This is a genomic window from Sphingomicrobium sediminis (assembly GCF_023805295.1).
GTDB classification, from domain to species: Bacteria; Pseudomonadota; Alphaproteobacteria; order Sphingomonadales; family Sphingomonadaceae; genus Sphingomicrobium; species Sphingomicrobium sediminis.
Window position 1 is genome coordinate 1,095,980 of the sequence record NZ_JAMSHT010000001.1, and the last position, 23,865, is coordinate 1,119,844.

General features: G+C 62.7%; 32 protein-coding genes and 1 other RNA gene. 16 read left to right on the forward strand and 17 right to left on the reverse strand.

Annotated elements, in window-relative coordinates:
* Window positions 1-6: 6 nt before the first annotated feature.
* Complete coding sequence (locus tag NDO55_RS05605; RefSeq protein WP_252113240.1) at window positions 7-447, forward strand: hypothetical protein; 441 nt, start codon at window positions 7-9, stop codon at window positions 445-447.
* 7 nt (window positions 448-454) lie between these two features.
* On the opposite strand, the gene NDO55_RS05610 is transcribed toward NDO55_RS05605, so the two are convergent.
* Window positions 455-1,078 (reverse strand): hypothetical protein, encoded by a 624-nt coding sequence (locus NDO55_RS05610; RefSeq protein WP_252113241.1) that lies wholly within the window; start codon window positions 1,076-1,078, stop codon window positions 455-457.
* A gap of 123 nt (window positions 1,079-1,201) precedes the next feature.
* Here NDO55_RS05610 and NDO55_RS05615 point away from each other — a divergent pair, with 123 nt between their 5' ends.
* From NDO55_RS05615 to NDO55_RS05630, 4 genes are all read left to right on the forward strand, one after another.
* Window positions 1,202-1,600 carry a hypothetical protein gene (locus NDO55_RS05615; protein ID WP_252113242.1) on the forward strand — a complete coding sequence of 133 codons (399 nt, stop codon included), beginning with the start codon at window positions 1,202-1,204 and terminating at the stop codon, window positions 1,598-1,600.
* A gap of 72 nt (window positions 1,601-1,672) precedes the next feature.
* Window positions 1,673-2,098: a hypothetical protein gene (locus NDO55_RS05620; RefSeq protein WP_252113243.1), complete on the forward strand. Its 426-nt coding sequence runs from the start codon at window positions 1,673-1,675 to the stop codon at window positions 2,096-2,098.
* Window positions 2,099-2,127: 29 nt separating this feature from the next.
* Complete coding sequence (locus NDO55_RS05625) at window positions 2,128-2,541, forward strand: hypothetical protein (protein WP_252113244.1); 414 nt, start codon at window positions 2,128-2,130, stop codon at window positions 2,539-2,541.
* 157 nt (window positions 2,542-2,698) lie between these two features.
* Window positions 2,699-3,232, forward strand: a complete 534-nt coding sequence (locus tag NDO55_RS05630) for a hypothetical protein (RefSeq protein WP_252113245.1) — start codon at window positions 2,699-2,701, stop codon at window positions 3,230-3,232.
* A 52-nt stretch (window positions 3,233-3,284) separates the two neighbouring features.
* Here NDO55_RS05630 and NDO55_RS05635 read toward each other — a convergent pair whose 3' ends face one another.
* The 5 genes from NDO55_RS05635 to NDO55_RS05655 form a co-directional block, all read right to left on the reverse strand.
* Window positions 3,285-3,860, reverse strand: coding sequence for a hypothetical protein (locus tag NDO55_RS05635; protein ID WP_252113246.1), 576 nt, complete (start codon window positions 3,858-3,860; stop codon window positions 3,285-3,287).
* Window positions 3,861-3,904: 44 nt separating this feature from the next.
* Complete coding sequence (locus tag NDO55_RS05640) at window positions 3,905-4,378, reverse strand: SH3 domain-containing protein (protein WP_252113247.1); 474 nt, start codon at window positions 4,376-4,378, stop codon at window positions 3,905-3,907.
* On the reverse strand, window positions 4,379-5,782 hold the full coding sequence (locus NDO55_RS05645) for an NAD(P)H-dependent flavin oxidoreductase (protein ID WP_252113248.1): 1,404 nt from the start codon (window positions 5,780-5,782) through the stop codon (window positions 4,379-4,381). It lies immediately after the preceding gene.
* A gap of 84 nt (window positions 5,783-5,866) precedes the next feature.
* Window positions 5,867-6,721: a carboxylating nicotinate-nucleotide diphosphorylase gene (nadC, locus tag NDO55_RS05650; RefSeq protein WP_252113250.1), complete on the reverse strand. Its 855-nt coding sequence runs from the start codon at window positions 6,719-6,721 to the stop codon at window positions 5,867-5,869.
* Window positions 6,722-6,752: 31 nt separating this feature from the next.
* A complete protein-coding gene (locus NDO55_RS05655) occupies window positions 6,753-7,637 on the reverse strand; it encodes a metallophosphoesterase family protein (protein WP_252113252.1) in 885 nt (294 codons plus the stop codon).
* A gap of 56 nt (window positions 7,638-7,693) precedes the next feature.
* On the opposite strand from NDO55_RS05655, the gene NDO55_RS05660 reads away from it, so the two are divergent.
* Window positions 7,694-8,761: a phosphotransferase family protein gene (locus tag NDO55_RS05660; RefSeq protein WP_252113254.1), complete on the forward strand. Its 1,068-nt coding sequence runs from the start codon at window positions 7,694-7,696 to the stop codon at window positions 8,759-8,761.
* A 3-nt stretch (window positions 8,762-8,764) separates the two neighbouring features.
* Here NDO55_RS05660 and NDO55_RS05665 read toward each other — a convergent pair whose 3' ends face one another.
* The 5 genes from NDO55_RS05665 to NDO55_RS05685 all read right to left on the reverse strand — a co-directional run bounded on the left by NDO55_RS05665 (window position 8,765) and on the right by NDO55_RS05685 (window position 13,714).
* Complete coding sequence (locus NDO55_RS05665) at window positions 8,765-10,936, reverse strand: M3 family metallopeptidase (protein WP_252113257.1); 2,172 nt, start codon at window positions 10,934-10,936, stop codon at window positions 8,765-8,767.
* A 74-nt stretch (window positions 10,937-11,010) separates the two neighbouring features.
* On the reverse strand, window positions 11,011-11,535 hold the full coding sequence (locus NDO55_RS05670; RefSeq protein ID WP_252113258.1) for an NUDIX hydrolase: 525 nt from the start codon (window positions 11,533-11,535) through the stop codon (window positions 11,011-11,013).
* Window positions 11,532-12,203, reverse strand: coding sequence for a TPM domain-containing protein (locus NDO55_RS05675; RefSeq protein WP_252113260.1), 672 nt, complete (start codon window positions 12,201-12,203; stop codon window positions 11,532-11,534). Before NDO55_RS05675 ends, NDO55_RS05670 begins: the two co-directional genes overlap by 4 nt.
* Window positions 12,204-13,115, reverse strand: a complete 912-nt coding sequence (locus NDO55_RS05680) for a TPM domain-containing protein (protein ID WP_252113263.1) — start codon at window positions 13,113-13,115, stop codon at window positions 12,204-12,206.
* A gap of 2 nt (window positions 13,116-13,117) precedes the next feature.
* Window positions 13,118-13,714 (reverse strand): LemA family protein, encoded by a 597-nt coding sequence (locus NDO55_RS05685; RefSeq protein ID WP_252113265.1) that lies wholly within the window; start codon window positions 13,712-13,714, stop codon window positions 13,118-13,120.
* 114 nt (window positions 13,715-13,828) lie between these two features.
* On the opposite strand from NDO55_RS05685, the gene mscL reads away from it, so the two are divergent.
* On the forward strand, window positions 13,829-14,299 hold the full coding sequence (gene mscL, locus NDO55_RS05690; protein WP_252113266.1) for a large conductance mechanosensitive channel protein MscL: 471 nt from the start codon (window positions 13,829-13,831) through the stop codon (window positions 14,297-14,299).
* Between the two features lie 88 nt (window positions 14,300-14,387).
* On the opposite strand, the gene ssrA is transcribed toward mscL, so the two are convergent.
* Both ssrA and NDO55_RS05700 read right to left on the reverse strand, forming a co-directional pair.
* Window positions 14,388-14,745: a transfer-messenger RNA gene (gene ssrA, locus NDO55_RS05695) on the reverse strand.
* Window positions 14,712-15,164 carry a hypothetical protein gene (locus NDO55_RS05700; RefSeq protein ID WP_252113268.1) on the reverse strand — a complete coding sequence of 151 codons (453 nt, stop codon included), beginning with the start codon at window positions 15,162-15,164 and terminating at the stop codon, window positions 14,712-14,714. Before NDO55_RS05700 ends, ssrA begins: the two co-directional genes overlap by 34 nt.
* On the opposite strand from NDO55_RS05700, the gene NDO55_RS05705 reads away from it, so the two are divergent.
* The 4 genes from NDO55_RS05705 (at window position 15,163) to NDO55_RS05720 (ending at window position 17,231) form a co-directional block, all read left to right on the forward strand.
* Complete coding sequence (locus NDO55_RS05705; RefSeq protein ID WP_252113270.1) at window positions 15,163-15,393, forward strand: hypothetical protein; 231 nt, start codon at window positions 15,163-15,165, stop codon at window positions 15,391-15,393. The genes NDO55_RS05700 and NDO55_RS05705 overlap by 2 nt on opposite strands.
* A complete protein-coding gene (locus NDO55_RS05710; RefSeq protein ID WP_252113272.1) occupies window positions 15,390-15,668 on the forward strand; it encodes a hypothetical protein in 279 nt (92 codons plus the stop codon). The genes NDO55_RS05705 and NDO55_RS05710 overlap by 4 nt, the downstream gene beginning before the upstream one ends.
* Before the next feature lie 92 nt (window positions 15,669-15,760).
* Window positions 15,761-16,501 carry an NUDIX hydrolase gene (locus tag NDO55_RS05715; protein ID WP_252113274.1) on the forward strand — a complete coding sequence of 247 codons (741 nt, stop codon included), beginning with the start codon at window positions 15,761-15,763 and terminating at the stop codon, window positions 16,499-16,501.
* On the forward strand, window positions 16,488-17,231 hold the full coding sequence (locus NDO55_RS05720) for an extensin-like domain-containing protein (protein WP_252113276.1): 744 nt from the start codon (window positions 16,488-16,490) through the stop codon (window positions 17,229-17,231). Before NDO55_RS05715 ends, NDO55_RS05720 begins: the two co-directional genes overlap by 14 nt.
* 111 nt (window positions 17,232-17,342) lie before the next feature.
* Here NDO55_RS05720 and NDO55_RS05725 read toward each other — a convergent pair whose 3' ends face one another.
* The gene (locus NDO55_RS05725; protein WP_252113278.1) at window positions 17,343-17,603 is read right to left on the reverse strand and encodes an SWIB/MDM2 domain-containing protein; all 261 of its coding nucleotides are present in this window, start codon (window positions 17,601-17,603) and stop codon (window positions 17,343-17,345) included.
* Between the two features lie 101 nt (window positions 17,604-17,704).
* Window positions 17,705-18,499 carry an LD-carboxypeptidase gene (locus NDO55_RS05730; RefSeq protein ID WP_252113280.1) on the reverse strand — a complete coding sequence of 265 codons (795 nt, stop codon included), beginning with the start codon at window positions 18,497-18,499 and terminating at the stop codon, window positions 17,705-17,707.
* 46 nt (window positions 18,500-18,545) lie between these two features.
* On the opposite strand from NDO55_RS05730, the gene NDO55_RS05735 reads away from it, so the two are divergent.
* Genes NDO55_RS05735 through NDO55_RS05745 form a run of 3 tightly spaced genes read left to right on the forward strand, consistent with a single transcriptional unit; the run spans window position 18,546 to window position 20,766 of the window.
* Window positions 18,546-19,925, forward strand: coding sequence for a UDP-N-acetylmuramate--L-alanine ligase (locus NDO55_RS05735; RefSeq protein ID WP_252113282.1), 1,380 nt, complete (start codon window positions 18,546-18,548; stop codon window positions 19,923-19,925).
* A complete protein-coding gene (locus NDO55_RS05740) occupies window positions 19,925-20,296 on the forward strand; it encodes a hypothetical protein (protein WP_252113284.1) in 372 nt (123 codons plus the stop codon). Before NDO55_RS05735 ends, NDO55_RS05740 begins: the two co-directional genes overlap by 1 nt.
* Window positions 20,293-20,766, forward strand: a complete 474-nt coding sequence (locus NDO55_RS05745; RefSeq protein WP_252113286.1) for a 5' nucleotidase, NT5C type — start codon at window positions 20,293-20,295, stop codon at window positions 20,764-20,766. Before NDO55_RS05740 ends, NDO55_RS05745 begins: the two co-directional genes overlap by 4 nt.
* Here NDO55_RS05745 and NDO55_RS05750 read toward each other — a convergent pair.
* Window positions 20,763-21,317 (reverse strand): hypothetical protein, encoded by a 555-nt coding sequence (locus NDO55_RS05750; protein WP_252113288.1) that lies wholly within the window; start codon window positions 21,315-21,317, stop codon window positions 20,763-20,765. The genes NDO55_RS05745 and NDO55_RS05750 overlap by 4 nt on opposite strands.
* A gap of 216 nt (window positions 21,318-21,533) precedes the next feature.
* A complete protein-coding gene (locus NDO55_RS05755; protein ID WP_252113290.1) occupies window positions 21,534-21,725 on the reverse strand; it encodes a hypothetical protein in 192 nt (63 codons plus the stop codon).
* 139 nt (window positions 21,726-21,864) lie between these two features.
* On the opposite strand from NDO55_RS05755, the gene NDO55_RS05760 reads away from it, so the two are divergent.
* The gene (locus tag NDO55_RS05760; protein WP_252113292.1) at window positions 21,865-23,064 is read left to right on the forward strand and encodes a sensor histidine kinase; all 1,200 of its coding nucleotides are present in this window, start codon (window positions 21,865-21,867) and stop codon (window positions 23,062-23,064) included.
* Window positions 23,065-23,069: 5 nt separating this feature from the next.
* The gene (locus tag NDO55_RS05765) at window positions 23,070-23,816 is read left to right on the forward strand and encodes a LytR/AlgR family response regulator transcription factor (RefSeq protein ID WP_252113294.1); all 747 of its coding nucleotides are present in this window, start codon (window positions 23,070-23,072) and stop codon (window positions 23,814-23,816) included.
* Window positions 23,817-23,865 lie beyond the last annotated feature (49 nt).

Genomic DNA, 23,865 nt, shown 5'->3' on the forward strand with positions numbered 1-23,865 from the left:
ATTCCCATGAAGAAGTTCATTCTTGCCACCGCTGCGCTGGCGCTTGCTGCCTGCGCGTCCGAAGAACCCGTGACGTCCGACGATGTCGAAGAGAGCGATATCGCGCTCGGCGATGAGGTGTCGTCCGTCGCCGGCACGCCCTATGCCAATACGAGTTGGGAATGGACGTCCAACGATGGCAGCCGCATCCAGACCACCTTCACCGAGGACAGCGCCTACCAGTTGGGATCAGGTGAAGTTGAAGATTTCGGTAGTTGGAGTTGGAATTCGGAAACGACCGAAATCTGCCTAACCAGCGCGCTTGAAGAGCAGGATGGCGATTGCTGGAAAATGGTGGCGGACCCAGTCAATGAGGGTGAAGAGCAGCTGGCCACAAATCAAGCCGGAGAGGACCTGATCCTGCTGCGATTGCCCTATACGATCGCGCGGGTCGAAGCTCCGCAATAAAAATTCGCTAGAGCCCCTTGCGACCGAAGGTCGGACGGACCGGCGCTGCGGCGGCAACGGGAGGCGCTGCCGGCGCTGCGGCTGGTTGCGGGGCAAGCGGCGCGCCGATTCCGGCTGCGCTACCGCTGCGATTGACCGCGACACCCTGCTCCAGCAGCGTTTCGATCAGCTGTCCCTTGAGACCCTCGCGTACATCGTCGCTCGCCCCCACGGTATTGATCACGAACTGACCCGACATCGGGATCACCGTGAAGCTCGCGCCGCCGGCATGGAATTCGAGCGTGCCCATATAGGCGACTGTCATCCCTTGCTGGCGCAGTCTTTCCGCGAAGCTGGCGAGCAAGGCGTCGGGATCGCGGTGCTGCGCATCGTCGTAGAAGATCACGTCCTTGCCGCGATCCTTGATCACATCGTCGCCGCTCGGCACAAACTCCATCAGCGCATCGCCACCGGCGAACCGCAAGGCGAGCATGAAGCTCACTCCTGCCCAACCGAAGGCCGCAATGAAGAAGGTGCCGGTATCGTCGAAACTGACGATTCCGATCAGCAGGCCGCCGAAGAAAATCACCGCCCAGTAAGGCAGGAATTTCTTGGCCGCCGCAGCGGAGCGCTCTTGAAACCATTCCAACATGAAAGCCGGTTTACCGCGAAAAATTGAACGAGTGGTTGAGATGCAATCCACTCTTTGCGCCCCAGAGTCGCCTAGCCGACATAGTTATGGTAAACCCGCGCTTTCCAACGAGGGGGAAACATCATGAAGAAACTCGTTCTGCTCGCAGGCGCACTGACGCTCGCCGCCTGCAACAATGCCGATTCCGCCGCCGACGAGGCGCCCGCCGAAGACATGGCGATGGAAGCCGATGACGGCGCTGCGGAAGAAGAAAGCATGGCCGGCACCTACGAGGTCACCTGGCCCGATGGCAGCACCAGCGTCACCACCGTCAGCGAAGACATGACCTGGTCGGCGGTCGGCGAAGATGGCGAGACCGTCTCCGGCACCATTTCCGAGAATGAGGAAGGCCAGACCTGCTTCGCCCAGGATGGCAGCGACGAGGCACCGCGCTGCTGGACCAATAGCGAGGCCGCCGAAGACGGTTCCTGGCAATCGACCGACCAGGACGGCACCACGATTACGGTCCGTCGTACCGCGTAAGCACCGCCACCTGATAAGGCCTCGCTTCGGCGGGGCCTTTTCATTTGGACTCAATTGATAAGGGAAACACGCATGAAGAAACTCATCCTGCTTGCCGGCGCTGCCATGATGGCGGCCTGCTCGCCCGCCGCCGAAGACGAAGCGGCACCGGCGGAAGAGGTCACCGAAGACGCCTCGATGGAAGCTGCTGGCGATACCTCGCTGCTCGGCACCACCTGGACCTTTACCGATCCAGACGGGAACGAAGTCATCGAGACGATCGACGCCGATGGCAATTACATCGCCGACAGCACCGACGGCGCGCATCTCGACCATGGCACGATGCGGATGGTCGACGGGCAAGGCTGCTTCACCAGCGCCATGAATGACGAAGGCGAAATTTGCTGGACGATCGAGCCGCACAATGTCGGCGAGACGCAAACCACGGTCGGCAGCAACGGCGATTCCCTCGACGTGACGCGTGTCGAATATACCGAACTCAGCATGCCGGGCGGCTGAAGCCCGTCTTTGCAACAAGGGGAAATGACATGAAGAAACTCATCCTGATGGCCGGCGCTGCAACGCTGGCCGCCTGCTCGCCCGCCGCCGAGGAAGAGGCGGCACCCGCCGAAGAACCGGTCGAAGAAGCCGCTATGGAGGCCGAAGGTCCGGGCATGGTCGGAACCTATACGATGACTGCCGAAGACGGCAGCGCATTCGGCACGGCCACCCACAATGCCGACGGCACGTACGTCTGGAACGATGCCGACGGATCGACCGGCACGGGCACTTGGGAAAATGTCGATGGCGCGCTGTGCGTCAATGGCGACGAAGCCGAGGGCGAGGAAGATAGCGGCGTGACCTGCTGGACCCCCGGAGAGACCGGCGAGGACGGGCGCACCGCCTGGACCAGCGATGCCGAGGAGCCGCAAACGGCCTATTCGACGTTCGAAGCGGCCTAAACCTTAAAAACCGCAGAAATCGGGGCGTCCTTTATCATAAGGGGCGCCCCATTTTCGTTGCGACACCGTAACCGAAAAACGGAACTTTTCCCCCCTCTTCATCCGTTGAACGCACAAGACCCGCTGGGGTCGACTATTGTTACAAAGAGGGAATGAAATGAAAAAAGTAATGCTTCTTGCCGGCACCATGATGCTGGCTGCCTGTGGCGCCAACGATGATGCCACCGATGCCGACATGAACGAAATGGTTACCGAAGACACGACCGAAGTCAGCGATGCCGACCGTACGGCACCTGACGGCGAAACCGTCGTCGGCAGCTATTCCATGCGCGACCCGGACGGCAATGAGCGCGGTACGCTCACCATCAACAGCGACTGGTCCTATTCGCGCACCATGGGTGATGAGACCGAAACCGGCACGTTCAGCTTCAATGATGAAGACTGGCCCTGCTTCGATGCCGCCGACGATGATGCCGGCCCGATCTGCTACCCGGGTGGCGACGGCAGCGTGAACGATGACGGTAGCTGGACCAGCTATGATTCTGACGGCAATGAAACTGGCACGATCATTCGTATCCAGGACAGCGCCGAAAGCATCGAGACCGCGACTGCAGATGGCGATGGCGAACAAGCCGTCGCCTCGCCGGGTCAGGGTAGCCCCGGCCGCGAAGACACGTTGAGCACCGATTAACAAGAAGCTCATCGATCAAAAGGAAAAGGCCCGGTGTTCCGCCGGGCCTTTTTCATTGCGAGTTGGTCGGATGGAAGTTGATGCGCCCGCCGCCGCCGCTTGTCAGCACGCCACGCGCCTGCAGGAATTCGAGCAGCTTCAATTTGAACATCGAACGCTCGCCCGCATCGGCATCCTTGCTTTCGATGCGAAACATCGACCGTTCGGGCGTCACTTCCCAATGCGCTTTGTCCGCATTTGCCCAGAGACGCTGGCCGATGAAGACATTCATCCCATCTTTCTCAAGCTCCGCCCCGAAAGTGTCGAGCAGGAAGCGACCGCTGCGCCGCTCGGGATCGTCATAATAGACATGGTCGAGCGTCGGCGGGGCCAGGCGCTCGTCCGTCTCCACCGCATTCTTCACCGCCTTGGTGGCGACCATGCCGATGACCCGGTTACGCGCCATCAGCTTCAGCGCGCCGACGAAATAGACGCCGGCCAGGGCAAAGAAGCCGTTCCAGTCCTTGGCGCCGAGCCAGGCCATGATAATCACCGGCACGATCAAGATCGCGCCCTGCACGAACAGCGCAGAGCGGCGCTCCATGAAAGCGTCGTGGATAGGCGTCAGGATGTGGCGTTCGATCCCCATTCGCCCTCCTTTAGCAGAAGTGGCTCAACATGGGGTAAAAGCGGTCAGTCGAAGACTTCGTCCGGATCGACGCCCCAAAGGTCACCTTGGTCGATCCAGCCCTCGCGTTCGCCGACGCGGATCAGGCAGCGCGTGCCGTTGCACTCCTCCAGCCGACCGACCACGCCGGGCTCCGCGCGATAGCGTACCGGATCGTCGGCATCGGGACCGCTGCGAATGGCGGCGGGGATCGAGCTGTTGACCATGCCGGTCCGGCGATCGGCGAGAAAAGCGACCGCCATCCAACCCTGGACCCCGTCCGGATCTTCGACCTTGCGCCAATTGTCGTAGCGCTGAACCACCTTGATCGGCAGGTCGCGGCGCTGGAAAAACCAGATGGCAGGATATTTCTCGCCCGGGCCCGTGCGCATGTTCACCTGGCCCGAGCTGATCGAGGCCCAATAGGGTACCTCGCGCTCATCCTGCGCCAGGGCCGTCGAGGCCAGAGTGACTGCAAGCAGGCCTGCAACTACGCGCATTTACGCCCCCGTCAGGATCCGGTCGACCAGCTGCTTCACGGTCGGCACGAAGCCGTTGGAATAAAAAGGATCATCCTTGAAACGATATGCCGAATGGCCGGCAAACATCAAATTCTCGTCGACCGGCCCGCCATGGGCGATGTCCTGGAGCGTCTTCTGGATGCAGAAGCTACGCGGGTCGGCTAGGCGGCCCGTCGTATTCTTCTCATTATCCGCCCAGCTGGAGAAACTGCACTGCGAGAGGCAGCCCATACAGTCGGCCTGGTCCTTGCGGATCTCAGCAAACTCTTCCGGCGTCACAAAGATGAGCGTGTCCTCGGGCGTCTTCATCGCCTCGGTGAACCCCGCGCCATGGAATTCGCGCGCGCGATTGAGGTCGGCCTTGGTGACGTAGTAATTCTTGCGCCCCTTCACCCCGACATCGAGCGCGAAGGTATGCTCGCCAGTCTCTTCCTTGGTGAAGGCGATCTGGCGGTCGCTGCGGGCTTCGAGATTGCGCAGGAACGGATTGCGCACCGCGCTTGAATAGAAACCGGTGGGCGAGAATTTGTGCAGGAGGACGTCACCCTCCTCCAGCGTCATCAGCCGCGCCTTCCACTCGGGCGGGATCGGGCTTTCCTGGGTAAGCAGCGGGCGCGTACCGAACTGGAAGGCGATTGGGCCCAATTCCTCGTTGTCGATCCAGTTGTTCCACTCGTCGAGGCGCCAGACGCCGCCCGCCATCACGATCGGCACTTCGGGCGCGCCATTGTCACGCATCATCTTCCTAAGCTCTGCAACGCGAGGGTACGGATCCTGCGGCTTCTTCGGGTCCTCGGCGTTCGAAAGGCCGTTATGCCCGCCCGCAAGCCACGGATCTTCGTAAACAACCGCGCCAAGTCCTTCGGGATACTTCGAGTAAGCCCGCTTCCACAGCGCGCGGAAGGCACGGCCCGACGACACGATGGGAAGATATTTGACGCCATATTGGCGAGCAATTTCGCTCAGCCGGTAGGGCATGCCAGCACCGCAGGTCACACCGTCGACGAGTTCACCGACATTCTCCAGCGTTCCATGAAGGACGCGTTCGGCGCCGCCCATCTCCCATAGGACGTTGATGTTGATCGCGCCCTTACCGCCAGCAAGGTCGTGCGCGCGCGTCACCTGCGCCGTGGCGCCATCGACGGCGTATTGGATCAGCTCTTCATGGCGGCCGCGACGGGTCATTTCTTCATAGACCTGCGGGATGATCCGGCCGTCGGGATCGTAGCTGTCGGCATTGACCGCACTGACCGTACCGATGCCGCCGGCCGCCGCCCAGGCGCCCGAGGATGCATGGTTGGTTGCCGATACGCCCTTGCCGCCTTCGATCAGCGGCCAGACTTCCTTGCCATTATACTGGATGGGCGAAAGACCCTTGAACACGTTCACTAATCTCCTGAGATTCGAGAGCAGGCTATAGGGGGCATCCTCGCCCGCCACAATCCCGCCTTAATTGCCGTGGCCGCCTCAGTCGGCGATGGCGTAGTCGAGCCCGATGTCGACCGCTGGCGCACCCATCGTGATCTTGCTGGTCGAGATATAGTCGACGCCGGTCTCGGCAATCGCGCGGATGGTCTCCAGCGAGACCCCGCCCGATGCTTCCAGCGGCACCCTGCCCTTCACGATGGCGATGGCCTCACGCAGCACGTCCGGCGGCATATTGTCGAGCAGCAGGCGGTCGGCCCCGGCCTCCAGCGCCGGTTCGATCTGGTCCAGCCGGTCGACCTCGACCTGCACATCCAACCCGTGATCGGCCGCCTTGGCCCTGCGCACCGTCTCGGCAATGTCGCCGCCATTCACGGCGATATGATTGTCCTTGATGAGCAGCCCATCATCCATGCGCAGGCGATGATTGGTCGCCCCGCCCATGGCACTGGCATATTTGCTCAGTGCGCGCAGGCCCGGGATCGTCTTGCGCGTATCGAGCACCTGCGCCTCGGTATGCGAAATCTCGTCGGCAAAACGACGCGCCATCGTCGCAATCCCGCACAGGACCTGCATCGTATTGAGCGCCGAGCGTTCCGCGCTGAGCATCGCCCGCGCCTTGCCCTCGATGTGCATCAGGTCGCGTCCCGCCTCGACCCTCTCCCCGTCCTCGACCAATTGTTCGATGACGACATCGGGGTCCAGCCCACGGAAAAAGGCTGCGGCAACTTCCATGCCTGCGACGACGATATCCTCGCGCGTGTCCATGATCGCGGTGAAGCGCGCATCCTCGTCGAGGGTCGACGCAGAGGTGACGTCGCCGCCCTCGCCCAGATCCTCGGCAAGCACGGCGCGGACATATTCATCCAGATCGAAATGTTCGGGTAGGTCGCTCATGGCTTGGCTGTGCCTGCCATCGCGCCGAACCTCAAGCCTTCCCTTCGGCAGCGCGCGCCATCTCGGCGACGAGCCCCATCGTATTGCCCTTGGTCGGCTGCCAATGCGCCTCGTCATGCTCGCGCACATAATGATGCTGGCGCCGTTCGACATAATTGTCGCCGTCCCAGCCGATCACCTTGATGACGCAATTATGCCGGTCGGCGGTGATATGGTTGAAGCTGGGCGGCTCAATCTTGATCCGCGTCGAAAAAGCCGTGCCCGCCTGGATGACCAGCGCCGAGCCGTCCCCCTTGGGCAGGTCGACGGTGCGATGCACGCTCGACGTATGATTGTGGCCCGACAGGATGAGGTCGATGCCGACATCGTCGGTCGCGCTGACTGCTGCGACCTGGTTCTGGATCGGGTCGGACAATTCCTCGCCGCGCGGCAATTTCCACATCGGATGGTGCAGCATCAGGATGCGAAGATCATCGTCCTGCGCCTCGCCGAACTTGTCGCGCATCAGCTGGATCTGCTCGTCCGAAATCTCGCCATTCTTGATCACCAGCCCGCGCATCGAATTGAGGCCGAGGATCGCGAATCCCTCTTCGTTGAGCCAAGGGTTCAGCTCCTCGCCCCACTCGCCCATATGCTTCTCATAGGTCGCATTGGGGCTCATGAAGCGTTTGACGAGGTTGAAGCTCGGCACGTCATGATTGCCCGGCACGACCATCAGGCGGTGGCCGCGCTGCTCGATCTTGTCGAGCCAGTTGCGTGCGGCTTCGAACTCCTCCTCCTTGGCCCATTGGGTGAGGTCGCCGGCAATGGCGACGAGATCGCTTTCGGTTTCCGCAAGATATTGCTCGGTCGCCGCGACCAGATGCTCTTCATGGATGCCGAAATGGACGTCGGAAAAGTGTAGGATCGTATGCATGGGGCGCCAACGCACGGGGCTTGGCCTTGGCTCCCGCGCCTGTCACAAGACGTGCCATGGACAGGACCAGCGCCAATACGGGCACGCGCCCCGTTTCAGACCGTCTCGCGTTCGACGAGAATAGCCTCACCCAGTGGATGCAAAAGCATGTCGAGGGTTTCGAAGGCCCGCTCGAGGTCGAACAGTTCAAGGGTGGCCAGTCCAACCCGACCTACAAGCTCACGGCCAAGTCGGGCCAATATGTGCTGCGCCGCAAGCCGCCCGGCCGCCTGCTGCCCGGCGCGCATGCGGTCGAACGCGAATATCGCGTGATGACGCAATTGGGCCTAAATGGCTTTCCGGCGCCGAGGACCCACGGTCTCGAGGAAGATGCCGAGATCATCGGCACGCCTTTCTTCGTCATGGATATGGTGCCGGGCCGGATCATCTGGGAAGCGCATTTCCCCGACACGGACGACCGCGCCGCGCACTTCGATGCGATGAACGCCACGATCGCGCAGCTGCACAGCTTCGATCCTGCCGCCATCGGTCTCTGCGACTATGGGAAGGGCGAGGATTTCATCGCTCGCCAGGTCGCGCGCTGGTCGGGGCAATATGTGAATGATGTCGAGGCAGGCCGCGTCGAGGCGATGGACAAGCTGGTCGACTGGCTCAAGGACAATGCCCCCGACCGCTCGGGCGAACCCGTTCGCGTCATCCATGGCGATTTTCGCTGCGACAACATGATCTTCGACGCGGAGAAGCCGGAAGTACTTGCCGTGCTCGATTGGGAACTCTCGACGCTGGGCGATCCCGGCGCCGACTTTGCCTATCACCTGCTCATGTATCGCATGCCGAGCGCGGGTAGTTTCACCGGCCTGTTGGGCCGCGATCTGGCCGAACTCGGCATCCCCAGCGAAGCCGATTATGTCGCCGCTTATTGCGAGCGTACCGGCCGCGACGGTGTTGCCGACCTCGACTATCTCATCGTCTACAACATGTTCCGACTGGCCGCGATCGTGCACGGCATCAAGGGCCGCGTCGCCCGCGGAAACGCATCGAGCGCCCATGCGGTCGAAACCGCAAAGGCGCTCGAACCCCTGGCCGAGCTGGCCTGGGCCAACGCCCAGGCCGCCCGGCTCTAGAATTTACTCGGTCGGGAAACCGCGACGACGCAGCAGTGCGTCGACGTCCGGATCGCGGCCGCGGAAGGCGCGATAAGCCTCCGCGCGGTCGGTCGCATTGCCCGTCGCGAGGATATTCTCCGCAAACGCGGCGGCGATTGCCGGATCGTAGACGTTGCCGGTCGCCTCGAAGGCCTCCCACGTATCCGCATCCATCGTCTCCGACCACAGATAGCTGTAATAGCCGGCCGAATAAGCGTCCGAGCTGAACAGGTGGTTGAAGTGCGGCAGGCGGTGACGCATCACCGTCTCGACCGGCATCCCGATATTGGCAAGCGCCGAGCGTTCGAACGCATCGACATCGACATCGCCGTCAGGATCGGTGTGCAACGCCATGTCGACCAGGGCCGACGAGAGATATTGCACCGTCGCAAAGCCTTCGTTGAAAGTCGACGAGGCGGCAATCTTGTCGAGCAATTCCTGCGGCATGCGCTCGCCCGTCTCGTAATGGACGGCAAAGCGCTCGAGCACCGGCTCGCTAAGCAGCCAATTCTCGTTCACCTGGCTCGGATACTCCACGAAGTCGCGCTGGTTGCCGGTGAGGCTCGGATAGTCGACGTCCACCAGCATGTAGTGGATGGCATGGCCGAATTCGTGCCACAGCGTCTGTGCGTCATCCAGGCTGATGAGCACCGGCTCGCCCGGCGCGGGCTTCACGAAATTGTTGTTGTTGGTGAACAGGCCCGGCTCATTGCCTTCAAGCGTCGTGCCGATGCGGAAGCTGTTCATCCACGCGCCCGAGCGCTTGCCGTCGCGCGCATAGGTGTCGAAGTAGAACAGGCCGATATTCTCGCCCGTCCGGCTGTTGGTCACCTCGAAGGTGCGAATGTCCGGATGATAAACGGGCACGTCGCCCGTATTTTCGGTCATCGAGATGCCGTAGAGCTGCTCGGCCGACCAGATCATGCCGTCGACCATGTTGTTCAATTCGAAATAGGGCTTCAGCTCGTCCTGGCTGAGGTCATATTTCGCCTTGCGCACCTGCTCCTGGTAGAAGCGATAGTCCCACGGCTTGATCTCGCGGACGCCGTCGGCGCTGGCGAATACCATCATGTCGTCGACTTCCTCGCCGACGCGTGCGACAGCGGCGGGCCACACCTTCATCATCAGCTCCATGGCGCGATCGGGGGTGCCGGCCATCGTGTCCTGCATCCGCCAGTGCGCATGGCTCTCATAACCGAGCAGGTCGGCGCGCAGCGCGCGGACCTTCACGATCTCGGCGATGATCGCATTGGTGTCATTCTCATCGCCATTGTCGCCGCGATTGACGAAGGCGTTCCACACCTGCTCACGGAAGGCGCGGTCGGTGCCGTAGGACAGGACCGGCTGCACCATCGAGCGGGTATTCTTGATCGCATAGCCGTCCATGCCCTGCGCTTCGGCAGCGGCCTTGGCGGCACCGACGACGTCGGCGGGCACGCCCGCCAGCTGGGCTGCGGTCGCCTGCGTGTAGACATTCTCGTCCGCCAGCACGCGGCTGGAAAATTCGCTGAACAGTTCGGCAAGGCGGCCATTATAGGCCGACAGCTGCTCCTTGCCCGCCGCATCGAGCAGCGCGCCGTTGCGCACATAGCTCTCATAGCGACGCTCGAGGACGCGCATCTGCTGGTCGGTAAGGTCGAGCGTCTCGCGCGCATCGTAGAGCGTCTTGATGCGCCAGAAGAGCTGCTCGTTCAGCGTCACCTTGTCGAAGGCGGCCGACAATTTGGGGCTCCATTCGGCCTGGATGGCGCGCACTTCGGGGGTCGAGATATTGCTCGTGTAAATGCCGAAGATGGACTGGACGCGCGACAAGGTCTCGCCCGACAGCTCCAACCGGTCGATCGTGTTGGCGAAGGTCGGCATCGAGCGCTGCATCGTGATGCTGTCAATCTCGGCCAGATATTCGTCGATCGCAAAGGCGAAGGCCTCGTCGAACATTTCGACCGAATAATCCTGCCACTGCGGCACGCCGCCATAGGGACCGGTCCATTCCTGCAAAACGGGGTTGTATGCCACGGCCTCGGCCTCCTGTCGGTCGGCGGCACCGGTGGCCATCGCGGCCGCGTCGGCGATCGCCGCATCATACGAGCCCGCACCCATGCATCCGGACAGCGTCAGCGCTGACGCGCAGGCCAGCAACATCGTCTTTTTCATGCGAAAATTCCCATTGGTGTTCATATCGGCGCCTTCATGGCATCGACCGCCTGAACCCACAAGGAACGGTTCGATTAACGACCCGACAGGTAGGCCATCAGCCGGACATCGACCGCCGCCCCCGCTGCGCGCCGCCGCGCGACGAAATCGGGCACGTCGGCCAGCGGGATCTTGTGGACGATGATATTCTCGCCCTCGACACCGCCGCCCTCGCCTACTTTCACGCAATCGAGCGCCCGCACTGCGGTGAAGCTCTCGGCCACCAGCCCCGGCGAGGAATAGAATTCCCCGATCACTTCGATGCGCCCGGGGCGATAGCCCGTTTCCTCTTCCAGCTCGCGAAAGGCCGCCTTCTCGAAGTCATCGTCGGCCCCGCCCTCGTCATCGCCGACCAGGCCGGCAGGCAGTTCGAGGCAGGACTTGCCGATGGGGATGCGATGCTGCTCGACCATCAACAGGCAGTCATCGACGATCGCCTCGATCACCACGGCGCGGATCCCGCGCGCGCGGCGAACAAACTCCCACGTCCCCGATTTTACCGCGGTGATGAACTTGCCCTGATATTTGATTTCGCCCTTGGGGCTCATGTCCGCGCTCATAGCTCGATCAGCTTGTCGGGGATCTCGTTCGTGTCTTCGCTGGTCTTGGGAAAATGCTCGGCCAGCACCTCGCCGACCACTTCGATCGCCGCGACGATGCCGTCGGCGACGCGGCCTTCCTTGACCGGCCCCAGCAGCGCGATCATCGCATCGCCCCAGATTTCGTGGCCGACCCGCTCGGTGATCGCCTCATCGTGGACGATTTCGGCGCGATGCTCGCCCATCGAGAGATAGATGAGCACGCCGGTGCGCCCGATCGTACGCCGCTCCGCGCCCGCCTTGTAGATATCGACCGCACGCCGACGCACGCGCCGCGTCTTGGTCGAACCCGGAATGAGCGCGAGACGCAGCGGCATATATTTCATCGCCAACCAGATCAGCACGAAGGCGAGCAAGGTCATGAGCAGGACGAGCGTCATGAGCTCGCCAAGGCGCGGCGCGGTCCAGCCGCCCGTCACCATCTCGTACATGCCTTCCAGCAGCCCCGGCACGAAGGTCAGCAGCCCAAGCACCACGAAGGCGCCAAGCGCCGCCCATTGCAGCCCCGCATCATGATAGCGATCCGACAAATCGGTCGTGACCGCGATGATCTCGCCGTCCGATGCTTCCTCGGCCTTGGAAATGGCCGCGCTCACCCGTTCGTGATCCTTGGCCGTCAACTCGTACATCTACCAACTCCCCCCGGCGCCGCCGCCGCCAAATGATCCGCCCCCGCCGCTGAAGCCGCCAAAGCCGCCCCCGCCGCCGAAACCACCAAATCCGCCGCTGCTGCCGCCGCCGAAACCGCCGCGACCACCGCTGGCGATCCGCGCCGCAGCATCGATGCCCCACAGCAAAACTGCAAGGTCTCCTGAATCGAAACCGCCGCGCCGACGCCGTTTGCGCCGACGACGGCCCTTCTTGCCCTTGCCGCGATAGGCAACGCCCATCCGTCGCCGCGCAAAGGCGAGAATGAACCAGATCATGATAAGGAAGCCGATCATCGCGCCCATGCCGGCGCGGCCTGCTTGGGCGACGATTTCTTCCTGTTGCACTGCCTCGGCCTCGGCGCGCGCTGCCGCCTCTTCGGGGCTCAGGGACATGCGCTCGAAAATGCGCGTCAGCCCGGCATCGATGCCCGCATAATAATTGCCGTCCCGAAACGCCGGCAGAATGTCCTCGCGCACGATCAGGCCTGCAGTGACATCGGTGAGGTTGATCCGCGCGCCATAGCCGGTGGCGATCCACACTTCGCGATCATTGGGCGCGACGAGCAGGACGACCCCATCATCCGCCTCGGCATCACCGACTTCCCAGAGACGGCCGAGCTGGTAGCCATAGTCGAACGGCTCCAGCCCATCCAAGCTGTCGACGATTGCCACCACCACCTGGCGGCCGCTGGTCTGCGAGAAATCATCGAGGCGCAGTTCAAGGCTATTCTGTTCGGTCTCGCTCAACAGGCCGACCTCGTCGACTACCCAGCTGCCGTCAGGTTGGGGGAAGTCCTGCGCAGCTGCGGGCAGCGCGAACAGCATCGCCAACGCCGCGAGGAAAGCGACGAGGCCATGCAGCACAGGCTGGCGAAAAAGGCTCTGCGACACCTCTAGCTGTCGAAATCGACCGACGGCGCGTCTTCCGCGCCGGCTGCGGCTTCGAACGGGATCTTGGGTTCCGCACCATGGATGATCTTGGCGCCGATGGCGTCGGGGAAAGTCCGGATGGTCGTATTATAACGCTGCACCGCCGCATTATAGTCGCGGCGCCCGACGAGGATGGAATTCTCCGTCCCCTCGATCTGGTCGAGCAGCTGCGTGTACAGATCCTGCGAGCGGATTTCCGGATACTTCTCGACGATCACCGTACCGAGCAGGCTGCGCGCCTGCGTGAGCTCGGCCTGTGCCTGCGTGAAGGCCTGTACCGCCGCCGGATCGTCCAGCTGTTCGGGGCTGAGCTGCGTCGAGGTCGCGCGGGCGCGGGCCTCGGTTACTTGCGTGAGGATTTCCTCCTCGCTCGCCGCACCGGCCTTCACCACTTCGACAAGATTTTCGATGAGGTCGGCGCGCCGCTGATATTCGGCCTGCAAATTGCCGAATTCGGCATTCACCGCCTCTTCGGCAGTCGGCACGCTGTTGATCCCGCATCCAGCCAGCGACAGCGCGGCGAGCGGGACGAGAAGGCCATAACGGCGCAGCTTGGTCATCGATTAATCCCCTAAAACCTGTGTGTTGCTAAGATAGGACGCCTCATGCCCTCTTTCAATGTCGGGCCGATGACATAAGGTAGGCGTACCACCAACAGGGATATGGGGATCAGGATGTTCAAGGAGTTCAAGGATTTCATCGCCAAGGGCAATGTCATGGACTTGGCCGTGGCCGTCATCATTGCCGGCGCTTTTGCGCTCATCACCGCAGCGCTCACCAACGACGTCATCATGCCGCTCGTCGGCTACATTTTCGGCGGGCTCGATTTCTCCAACTACTTCATCCTGCTGGGCGACATTCCCGAAGGCTATGAAGGCAGCACCACCAACTATGCCGAGCTGAAAGAAGCTGGCGTCGCAATGATCGGCTGGGGCGCATTCCTTACCACCATCATCAATTTCATCATCCTGGGCTTCATCGTCTTCCTGATGGTGCGCTGGGTGAAGGGCGTCATCGAAAAGGCCAAGGCCGAAGAGGAAGCCAAGGAAGAAGCACCCGCCGGCCCGAGCGAGACCGACCTGTTGAAGGACATCCTCGCCGAGCTGAAGGCGCAGGGCTCGACCCCGCCTGGGCCGCAGGGCTGACGCGATTCGGCCTTCCACAGAGAGAAGGCCAGCGGTTCGAATTGGAAAAAGTGGGGGGTTTCTGTTGCCCGGTACCCCCCAAACCGCTGGAATCCCCTTCTGTTGCCCGGTGGGGTCCGACCGCGCTTATTTCATTGTAACCTTAAGGCGTTAGCCGTGTCGGTTACGCAGCAATAGCGAGCGCCTCGTTATCGTTGGCACTTGTGAAAATGAGCCGTCACGGTGGTCTCATGCCGATCGGCAACCTTATCTTTATTGCGCTCGTCGATCCTATTTCGCCCCCATCATCAACCGCTTGATTTCGCTGTGTTTTCCAGCGGCTGGTGGTGGAGGCGCCGGGGTACTGCCCCCCGGGTCCGAAACGCCTATTCCATAAGATACTCTACCGACGTAGCCGGTTGCCCGGCCCTTCCTAGATAAGGATCGGCGGCCAGCGAGACAAGTGATTGACATATTGCTCCGGGAACGGAACCAATGGAGCAGCACCGCCGTTGGTGCGGTTCGTCGGTGCGATGTGCGCAAAGCCCACGCTGCCGGCTGAACGTTTTTTAAGTCTAGGGGAATACTTGTTATGAAGAAGATCGTTTTTGCCGTTGCCGGCGCCGCCGCTCTGGGTCTGGCCGCTTGCAACCCGGCCGAAGATGCCGCCGGTGACGAAGTCGCCGAAGAGTATGAAGCTGACGCTGAAATCCTCGAAGAAGCTGCTGAAGGCGCCGAAGCTGCTGGCAACGAAGCCGAAGCCGAAGCTCTCGAAGAGCAGGCTGACGCCGTCGAAGAAGCCGGCGAAATTGCTGAAGAAGTTGCCGAAGGCGACATGTAATTGACGGGCGGGCGGTTGCCTGCCGGTCCGGGGAAAGCTCATCATGCACCATTTGATGACCCTGGCAGCGCGGGCAGCCGCCCTCTTGTTTTTCGCGGGCCTCACGGCGTGCGACAGCGGCGAGACATCGGAGGCTGAGGCCTCCAGCGAACTCGCCAGCGAAGCTGACCCGGTCAGCGACAATCCCGAAGTTCAACGGCTCCAGGAAAAACTCGACGAGCTCGAGGCCGAACAGGCTGCCCTGGACAGCCAGCAACAGGAAACTGAGCAATGAAACTCACCATGACCAAGGCTGCGGCCCTGTCGATCGGTGGCGCGCTGATGCTCGCTGCCTGCTCGGGCGGCGACGAGGAAGTCGTCGACACGGAAACCGAAGACGCGACCCTCGTCGATGAAAATTACGACGAAGATGCTGCGACCCTTGAGGAAACGGCTGACGAGGCCGAGGAAGAGGTCGTGGAGGAGCCGGCCCCGCCGCCTCCCCCGCAGATCGACGAAAGCGATGTCGTCATCGACAATCCGGAAACCGAGGATGTCGTCGGCCTCTAAGGGGCAAACGATCATCGGTTGATTTAAAAAACGGGTCGGGGCCAGCCTCCGGCCCTTTTTCTTTGCAAGGCCCTTTGCCAAGGTACGCGCTCATGGCTTCCCCCTCTCCTATCCTTCCTGCCGCCACCATCATCCTGCTGCGCGAGGCAGGGGGCGCGCCCGAAATGCTGATGGTCCGGCGCACCCGCCGCATGGCCTTTGCCGCTGGCGCCTGGGTCTGGCCCGGCGGACGCATCGACGATCATGATCACACCATCGAAGGCGCTGCGCCGTACCAGGTCGCCGCCTTGCGCGAGCTTGTCGAGGAAGTCGGCCTCGCAGCGGCCTTGTCGCCCCACCCGACGGCTGCGCAACGCCGCGAGCTGCAATCGGCCTTCCTTGGCGGCGCGTCGGTGAAGGACGAACTCGACCGGCATGAACTCACCCTCCAGCCCGACAAGCTGCTGCCCTTTGCACGTTGGGCCCCCAATCTCGACCTCAAGCGCCGCTTCGATACCTGGTTCCTGATCGCCCGCGCCGATGGAGACGACACGCCATTGAGCCTGCAGGAAGGCGAGGTTGCCGAGGCAAGCTGGACCACCGCCGCTGCCATGCTCGACCGCATCGCTGCAGGCGAAGCCCACGCCATCTTCCCGACGATGCGCAACCTCGAACGCCTCGCCGCATTCGACACGATAGAAGCGCTCTTCACTGACACGGCGGGCCGCACGGTCGAGAAGATCGTGCCATGGATCGAGGATCGCGGTGGCGTCGAGCATATCTGCATCCCCGAAAATGCCGGCTATCCTGTCACCGCCGTCCCCACTGAAGAGGCGTTTCGTGGCGAGCATTAAGGCGGGGCGCACGATCCGTCGTCTCCTCTTGCTCGGCATCATTGCCGCGCTCGGCTTCTACGGCTGGAGCGAATATCAGCGCATGGCGCGCGAGCATCCTGAACGCTTTCCCTGGACCGAGCTTTCGCTCGCCGATCCGATCGGCCCCTTCACCGGCGACAAATTGGCGGGCCTCGGCAACGAGCCGCTCCGCTGCCTCGCGCTGGTTGACGAAGTCGCGCTCGCCAATAACTTCGCCCCGCCGGTCGCCAATAGCGAGCCCGCCTGCGGCTATGCCGACGGCATTTCCATGGCCGCCCTCACCATCGCACCCTCGCCCGGCGACCTCGTCACCGCCTGTCCCATCGCTGCGGCGATGCACCTTTGGGCGCGCGATGTTGTTGCCCCTGCCGCGGCCACGCATCTCGGCACAGAGGTCACCGCCTTCACCCATCTCGGCAGCTATAATTGCCGCCGCCTCTACGGCCGCACATCGGGCAACTGGTCGCGCCATGCCACGGCCGATGCGCTCGACATTTCGGGTTTCGTGCTCGCCGACGGGCGCCGCCTCACCCTGCTTGCGGATTGGGACGGCGGCAGCGAGGCCGAACAAGCCTTCCTGCGCGAAGTCCGCAACGGGGCGTGCGAGCTTTTCTCCAGCACCTTGTCGCCCGACTATAATGCTGCCCATGCCGACCATTTCCACCTCGCCATGCGCGAGGAAGCGGTCGGATGGAGCGCCTGCCGCTAGCCGCAGCACCCGACTCGCAGGCGCCAATTCCCATGAAAAAAGGGCCGCCCGACCCCCTGGCCGGACGACCCTTCCTAATTCAGACCCCCATCAGGGGGCATGCCAAGCGGCCTACGAGAGGTGCTTCGACAGGTGCTTGTTCATTTCGAACATGGTCACCTTGTCCGCGCCGAAGATCGGACGGAGCGTGTCGTCGGCCATGATTTCCCGCTTATTCTGCGGATTCTGGAGATTGTTGGACTTGATGTAAGCCCACATCTTCGAAACCACTTCGCTGCGGGGAAGCGGGCTCGGTCCCGTAATCTTCGCCAGTTCCGCCGAAGGCGTCACCGGACGAGCAAGACCACCACCAGCTTTACGTTTATCTGCCATTTTAACTTGGCCCTCCCTGTTAAACTAAGAGGGACAGTAGAGCGCCCTTTGAGGGGCCCCGCAAGGGGGAAAGCGCAGAAAATGACGCTTTTGTGGTTAACTCATGAAAAGGGCACGACGCGGTTGTCGGCATCATGCCCGATATCGGCGCGGCCGCGATAATCGACATTGCCGATTTCGCACCAGCGCTTGACCATCGCCTCGACGCCCTCGCCAAAGTCGCGATCATTCTCCTTGAGCGCCATCCGGCCCAGCCGCAAGCTTGCGGGCCGATTACGCTGGCGCATCAGCGCGAACAGCGCGCGGTCGACCGCATATTGATATTCATCGACCTCCTCGATCAGCAGCTCGCAGTCGCGAAGATCGGGCGCGATCGGCGTGCCCAGCATGCTCACCAGAACTTCGAGGTTGAACGCGAAGGTCGAACGTCCGCTGTCGAGATGAGGCTCCAGCGATTCCTCGTCGCGATTGACCAGCCATGCGAGCGCACGTTCCAGCGCCGCCTGGCCGCCCTCGCGCAGCACGTCCTGCACCATCGGGCCATGTGCGACGTCGAGCCCGTGCCGGTGCAGCGCCGACAGCAGGAAGCCGCCGTCCGAATAACCCATCACCGTCTTCGAGCGCGCAACTTCGGACAGGCCCTTTACCGCCGCCTCGGCAATCCGGTTCGACCCATAGCCGCCGCGCGCGAACCAGACCGCGTCGACGTCGGGATCCTCGAGCATCTCGGTTAGCGCTTCCAACCGCTCGCCATCGCTGCCGGCAAAATGGCCGTCCTCGCGAAAGCATTGCGGGTGGATGATAAGTTCTGCTTCGGCTTCCTCAGCGGCGATGGCCGCATGGGGGACTGCCGCCTTGTCCAGCGGGCAACTCGGCGCAACTACCGCGATCCGCATGACACCTCCAATTGCGTGACTAATCCTCTTCGCATAGGGCGACTTCATGAACAAAAACTATTTTTTCTGCGGCATCGGCGGATCGGGCATGTTGCCGCTCGCCGCCATCATCAAGGCGCGCGGTGCCGACGTGTCGGGCAGCGACCGCAGCCTCGATGCCGGCCGCATGTCGAGCAAGTTCGATTATCTCCGCCGCCTCGGCATCGACCTGTACGAGCAGGACGGTACCGGTCTCAAGGACGGCCAGGTGCTGGTTGCCAGCGCCGCCGTCGAAGACACCGTCCCCGATATGGTGCGCGCAGAAGAGTTGGGCCTTACCCGTCGCACACGCCCCGAACTGCTCGCAGACCTGCTCAACGAGGCTGCCACCAGCATCGCCATCGGCGGCACCAGCGGCAAGTCGACCGTCACCGGCATGACCGCGTGGATCCTGCACGAAGCCGGCCGCGACCCGACCGCGATGAATGGCGCGGTGATGAAGAATTTCGCGACCCCCGAAGCACCCTTTGCGAGCGCGCTCGTCGGCGATCCCGACCTCTTCGTGTCGGAAGTCGATGAAAGCGACGGCTCGATCGCGCTCTACCGGCCCACCGTGGCGTTGGTGAACAATATCAGCCTCGACCACAAATCGATGGAGGAATTGCGCCAGCTGTTCGGCGACTTCCTGCGCGCCGGTAACAAGGCGATCTACAACGCGGATGACGCCGAAGCCCGCGGCATCGCGCCAGACGATGCGCTCGGCTTCGGCTTTGCCGACGATGCCGATTATCGCGCCAGCGACCTCACCGAAGACGCGCATCAGACCCGCCTCACCCTGCACCATCAGGACGACGCGCTGGCCGTCACCGTTCCCATGCCCGGGCGCCACAATGCGATGAACGGCCTCGCCGCCATCGCTGCGGCACACCAGGCGGGCGTTGAGCTGCCAGTCGCCATCGCCGCGCTTGCCAGCTTTGCGGGCCTCAAGCGTCGCTACGAACTGGTGGGCGAAGCCGCCGGCGTCGCCGTCATCGACGATTTCGGCCACAATCCCGACAAGGCCGCCGCGACCTTGCGGACCGCGCGCGCCACCGGGCGACGCCTCCACATCATGTTCCAGCCGCACGGCTACGGTCCCCTGAAGCAGATGGGCGATGAACTGGCCGAGGTCTTCGCCGACCTCATGGACAAGAACGACCGCCTTTACGTGCCCGACCCGGTCTATCAGGGCGGCACCGTCAATCGCGAGCGCGGCGGGGCCTGGCTGGCTGCCGAAGTGAAGCGCCATGGCGGCAATGCGGTCCACCATCCCGACCGCGAGGCGCTGGCCGCGATGATCCTCGAAGATGTCGGCGAAGGCGACATGATCCTCGTCATGGGCGCGCGCGACGACAGCTTGATCGCCTATGCCCACGACTTCGTTACCAAATTGGAGGAGCGCGCCTGATGGGACGACCGGTCGGATGGCTGCTGGAGGATGAAAGCCGGGCCAAGCTGCTCGACCGATTCCCGCCGCTTTATGCCGAGATCATCGCGCATCACGTGACGCTCTGGGGCCGCAAATATCGCGCCACCCCGCCCGACCCTGCCGAAATCGCCGTCGTCGGCCATGCCGATGCAGGCGACGGCATCGAAGCTCTGGTCGTTACCGTCGACGGCAACGTCCACCGCCCTGACGGCTCGCACTATCACATCACCTGGTCGCTCGATCCCGCCAGCGGCAAGAAGCCAAAGGACAGCAACGTCCTCATCGCCGACCATGATTGGGAAGAGATCGATCCGATCCCCGTCACCGCCGTCCCGGCCTATATCGGATGAGTGTCCGCCTCTTTCTCGATTGCGACGGGGTCCTCGCCGATTTCGATGGCGGGGTGCGCAAGCTGACCGGCCTGTCGCCGGATGCGCTCGAGGCCGAGCGTGGCAAAGGTGGCTTCTGGAAAGCCTTGGCGCGCGCCGACGCCTTTTATGCCGACCTCGATCCCCTGCCCGGCGCACTCGACATGGTCGAGGCGGTTCGGCACTTGGAGCCGACCATCCTCACCGGGCTGCCGATGGGCAATTGGGCGCGGCGGCAGAAGCTCGCCTGGCGCGACCGGCACCTGCCGGGCATCCCGATGATCACCTGCATGGCACGCGACAAATGGAAATATGCCGAGGCCGGCGACGTGCTCGTCGATGACCGCAAAACGGCTCGGGCGCCCTGGAAGGAGAAGGGCCGAGGCCGCTTCATCCTTCACAAGGCGCCCGAAACGACGCTCCTTGAACTAGGCAAATATTTCGAGCTTTAGGCGGCTTCCTCCGCGTCCACCTTCTCGACCCATTCGGGCCAGAATGCGGGCTCGCGATTGGACCAGCCCGCGGCCGTTGCCGCGCTTTCGCTGATCGACTGGAGCAGCATGCGGCGGCGATCGGGGTGCAGGTGCGGGAGCGAGGCGGCGGCGCAAAAGGCGGCCGGCAGCCAAGGACGCACGGCGGCACCGAGCAGCCGTTCGTAAAGGAAGCGATAGGCGTTGAAATTGTCGAGGCGGTCCTGCCCCAGGTCGAACGCCGACAGGGTGATGAGCATGCCGAGGAAAGGCTCGAGCATGTCGAGGCCGCTATCGTCGGGAATATCCATGCGCAGATGGTCGAGCTGCTGGTAGAAGCGATGCTGCGCTTCGATCGAAGCGGCTTCGACCTCGTCGCGTGCCCAGGTTGCGACCGGATCATTGCGTCCGAACGCATTGTCGAGGCTTCGACGAATGTAACGCTGCGTCGCCTTCGGGAAGCTCGCAAATTCCTTCATTTCGGCGATGGTCACTTCGCCAGTCACGTTCCCCCCGGCCCGGTTGTTACTCATTGTTCTTCTTGCTCCTTTCACCCCTTCATGAAGACGTTAGATGGCCACGCCTTTAAAAAGCATTAACCATCAACGACTCCCGCTCCCGACCCATAGTCATGCGGGAAATCCTTGTTCTCGCAAGGATTTAGGGGCGCACGTCGCAAAGCAGTTCGCGACTGTGCGATATTTACCACGATATTGGAAAAGCGTTGCGGTTACGCAACGACTTGCGCGTCAGTCCTTGGGCGCATCCGAATTGGGATGCGGCTCGTCATCATCGCTGCGCGTGGCCGATACCGGGTCCGATGCATCCATCGATTCATCCAGCCCGACATCGACTTTCGTGTCGGCATCGTGCGGATTGCGCGCCAATTTCTCTTCCAGTTCGCGGCTGGGTTCGTCCTTGGTCGTGGATCGGTCGGTCATGTAGCCTCCTTCTACCCCCACCAACGAACACCCCCGCGCCCGCGTTCCTTCGATCAACGGCGGATTTCCTTCGGCCAAGCGCCGCCACGCGCTGGCAGCGGCGCGATAATTGGCCTAGACAGGTCAGATTATGCGGCACGTGACTTTGAAGGCCCCGGGGGGGCGCCCACTATTCGCCGATTGGAAATTCGCGGTCGGCTCGATCGCGATCTTCTGGTGCATCTATGTCGGCACCCTGCTCATCCGGGCAGCGTTGGGCGGCAGTTTCACCGGGCTTATCTCCAACCGGCTCCCGACCATCTGCACCGGTATCGTCCTTACCGGCTGCATCTACCTTGCGATGCAAGCGGTCGACGACAATGCCCGCATCCGCGTCCGCGCCAGCATCGCCGCCATCGCCAGCCTCGTCGCTGCGATCGGCCAGGCCCTGCTGATCATCGCTACCGCACCGCTGCGCCAGGAAACCGGCGAGGAATATCGCGTCGAGGCCCGCGAAGGCGCCGTCATCATCCAGCAGGGCAACGAAATCCGCATCCAGCGCCATTCGGGCGAACAGCCGATGATCTTCACGCTGCCCCGCATCGACGAGCTGGACGAGACCGACAAGTTGCGCGTCACCGCCGATGCCGCGGTCGTCTGGTTCTTCTTCTTCGCCGCCTGGAGCGCGGTCTATCTCGCCGGCATTTCGGCCAGTCAGATCCAGGACACGCGCCGCCGTCTTGCCGAGGCCGAAGCCGCCGCCACTGCCGCGCAGGTCCGGGCCTTGCGCTACCAGGTCAATCCGCACTTCCTGTTCAATACGCTGAACAGCCTGTCCTCGCTGGTCATGACCGGCCGCAACGAACAGGCCGAGCAGATGCTGCTCGCCCTCTCCACCTTCTTTCGTACCAGCCTGTCGCTCGACCCCAGCGAGAGCGTGACGCTGGCGCAGGAGATCGAACTGCAGTCGCTCTACCTGGAAATCGAGAAGCGCCGCTTCCCCGAGCGCCTCAAGGTCGAAATTGACGTGCCCGACGAGCTGTCCGAGATGCGCGTGCCCGCGCTCATCCTCCAGCCGATCGTGGAGAATGCCATCAAGCATGGCGTCAGCCGCACCCGCGAGCCGGTCAAGGTAACCATCAGCGCCAGCGAACGCCGCGACGGCCGCGCCACCTTGAGCGTCCACAATACGATCCCGCTCGCGCAGGAAGACCGCCCTGCCCCGGCAGGCACCGGCACCGGCATGACCAATGTCTGCGAACGCGTTGCCGCCCATTTCGGCAATCGCGCCGAATGTCGCTTCGGTGCCGTCGATGACGGCTACCGCGTCGACATCATCATCCCCATTGAAAAAGCGTGAGCTCCATGGCCGATAACAAGCCCCTCAAGATCCTGATCGCCGACGACGAACCGCTCGCCGCCGAGCGTCTCGAAACCCTGCTCGGTCGCATGGAAAATGTCGAAGTTGCGGGCGTTGCCAGCGATGGCGACGAGGCCGTCGCGATGGCCGACAAGCTGAAGCCCGACCTCCTGCTGCTCGATATCTCGATGCCGGGCCAGGACGGGATCGAAGTCGCGCGCGCGCTGTCCGAGCAGGATGACGCGCCCGCCGTCATCTTCGTCACCGCCTTCGACCAGTTCGCGGTCGCCGCCTTCGAGGTCGCCGCGGTCGACTATTTGATGAAGCCGGTCGAAGGCAAACGCCTCGAAACCGCGATCGAGCGCGCCCGCGACATGATCGGCAACGAAAGCGCGCCGACGGGCAAGAAGGAAAAGAGCGAATATCTGGAGGAGTTCTGGGCCTCCGACCTGTCTGGCCTGGTCCGCATTGCCGCGCGCGACATCGACCGCGTCTCGGCCGAGCGGGACTATATGCGCCTCCATGTCGGTCAGCGCAGCTGGCTCATCCACCACTCGATGACTGCGCTGGAAAAGGGGCTCGACCCCGAAATGTTTGCGCGCTTGCATCGCAGCGCGATTGTTCGCAAGGACTTTATCGCCGGTTTCGCCCGCAATGCGTCGGGCCGCTGGGTCGCCCGCCTCCAGGACGATACCGAGCAGCCGGTCGGCCGCCTTTATTCCGAAAAAGTTCGAGAAATCTCCGGCCGCTAATCCTCCCCCTTGGTTTGTAGAATTGCGTTCAAAATCGATGAGTATTGAA

Coding starts and splice junctions, on each gene's coding strand:
- NDO55_RS05765 (WP_252113294.1), top strand. CDS start 23,070: ATGGCCGATAACAAGCCCCTCAAGATCCTGATCGCCGACGACGAACCG.
- NDO55_RS05620 (WP_252113243.1), top strand. CDS start 1,673: ATGAAGAAACTCATCCTGCTTGCCGGCGCTGCCATGATGGCGGCCTGC.
- nadC (WP_252113250.1), bottom strand. CDS start 6,721: ATGAGCGACCTACCCGAACATTTCGATCTGGATGAATATGTCCGCGCC.
- NDO55_RS05655 (WP_252113252.1), bottom strand. CDS start 7,637: ATGCATACGATCCTACACTTTTCCGACGTCCATTTCGGCATCCATGAA.
- NDO55_RS05730 (WP_252113280.1), bottom strand. CDS start 18,499: ATGCGGATCGCGGTAGTTGCGCCGAGTTGCCCGCTGGACAAGGCGGCA.
- NDO55_RS05725 (WP_252113278.1), bottom strand. CDS start 17,603: ATGGCAGATAAACGTAAAGCTGGTGGTGGTCTTGCTCGTCCGGTGACG.
- NDO55_RS05715 (WP_252113274.1), top strand. CDS start 15,761: ATGGCTTCCCCCTCTCCTATCCTTCCTGCCGCCACCATCATCCTGCTG.
- NDO55_RS05705 (WP_252113270.1), top strand. CDS start 15,163: ATGCACCATTTGATGACCCTGGCAGCGCGGGCAGCCGCCCTCTTGTTT.
- NDO55_RS05675 (WP_252113260.1), bottom strand. CDS start 12,203: ATGTACGAGTTGACGGCCAAGGATCACGAACGGGTGAGCGCGGCCATT.
- NDO55_RS05670 (WP_252113258.1), bottom strand. CDS start 11,535: ATGAGCGCGGACATGAGCCCCAAGGGCGAAATCAAATATCAGGGCAAG.
- NDO55_RS05665 (WP_252113257.1), bottom strand. CDS start 10,936: ATGAAAAAGACGATGTTGCTGGCCTGCGCGTCAGCGCTGACGCTGTCC.
- NDO55_RS05610 (WP_252113241.1), bottom strand. CDS start 1,078: ATGTTGGAATGGTTTCAAGAGCGCTCCGCTGCGGCGGCCAAGAAATTC.
- NDO55_RS05685 (WP_252113265.1), bottom strand. CDS start 13,714: ATGACCAAGCTGCGCCGTTATGGCCTTCTCGTCCCGCTCGCCGCGCTG.
- NDO55_RS05660 (WP_252113254.1), top strand. CDS start 7,694: ATGGACAGGACCAGCGCCAATACGGGCACGCGCCCCGTTTCAGACCGT.
- NDO55_RS05735 (WP_252113282.1), top strand. CDS start 18,546: ATGAACAAAAACTATTTTTTCTGCGGCATCGGCGGATCGGGCATGTTG.
- NDO55_RS05625 (WP_252113244.1), top strand. CDS start 2,128: ATGAAGAAACTCATCCTGATGGCCGGCGCTGCAACGCTGGCCGCCTGC.
- mscL (WP_252113266.1), top strand. CDS start 13,829: ATGTTCAAGGAGTTCAAGGATTTCATCGCCAAGGGCAATGTCATGGAC.
- NDO55_RS05640 (WP_252113247.1), bottom strand. CDS start 4,378: ATGCGCGTAGTTGCAGGCCTGCTTGCAGTCACTCTGGCCTCGACGGCC.
- NDO55_RS05635 (WP_252113246.1), bottom strand. CDS start 3,860: ATGGGGATCGAACGCCACATCCTGACGCCTATCCACGACGCTTTCATG.
- NDO55_RS05630 (WP_252113245.1), top strand. CDS start 2,699: ATGAAAAAAGTAATGCTTCTTGCCGGCACCATGATGCTGGCTGCCTGT.
- NDO55_RS05750 (WP_252113288.1), bottom strand. CDS start 21,317: ATGAGTAACAACCGGGCCGGGGGGAACGTGACTGGCGAAGTGACCATC.
- NDO55_RS05615 (WP_252113242.1), top strand. CDS start 1,202: ATGAAGAAACTCGTTCTGCTCGCAGGCGCACTGACGCTCGCCGCCTGC.
- NDO55_RS05700 (WP_252113268.1), bottom strand. CDS start 15,164: ATGATGAGCTTTCCCCGGACCGGCAGGCAACCGCCCGCCCGTCAATTA.
- NDO55_RS05755 (WP_252113290.1), bottom strand. CDS start 21,725: ATGACCGACCGATCCACGACCAAGGACGAACCCAGCCGCGAACTGGAA.
- NDO55_RS05710 (WP_252113272.1), top strand. CDS start 15,390: ATGAAACTCACCATGACCAAGGCTGCGGCCCTGTCGATCGGTGGCGCG.
- NDO55_RS05605 (WP_252113240.1), top strand. CDS start 7: ATGAAGAAGTTCATTCTTGCCACCGCTGCGCTGGCGCTTGCTGCCTGC.
- NDO55_RS05745 (WP_252113286.1), top strand. CDS start 20,293: ATGAGTGTCCGCCTCTTTCTCGATTGCGACGGGGTCCTCGCCGATTTC.
- NDO55_RS05740 (WP_252113284.1), top strand. CDS start 19,925: ATGGGACGACCGGTCGGATGGCTGCTGGAGGATGAAAGCCGGGCCAAG.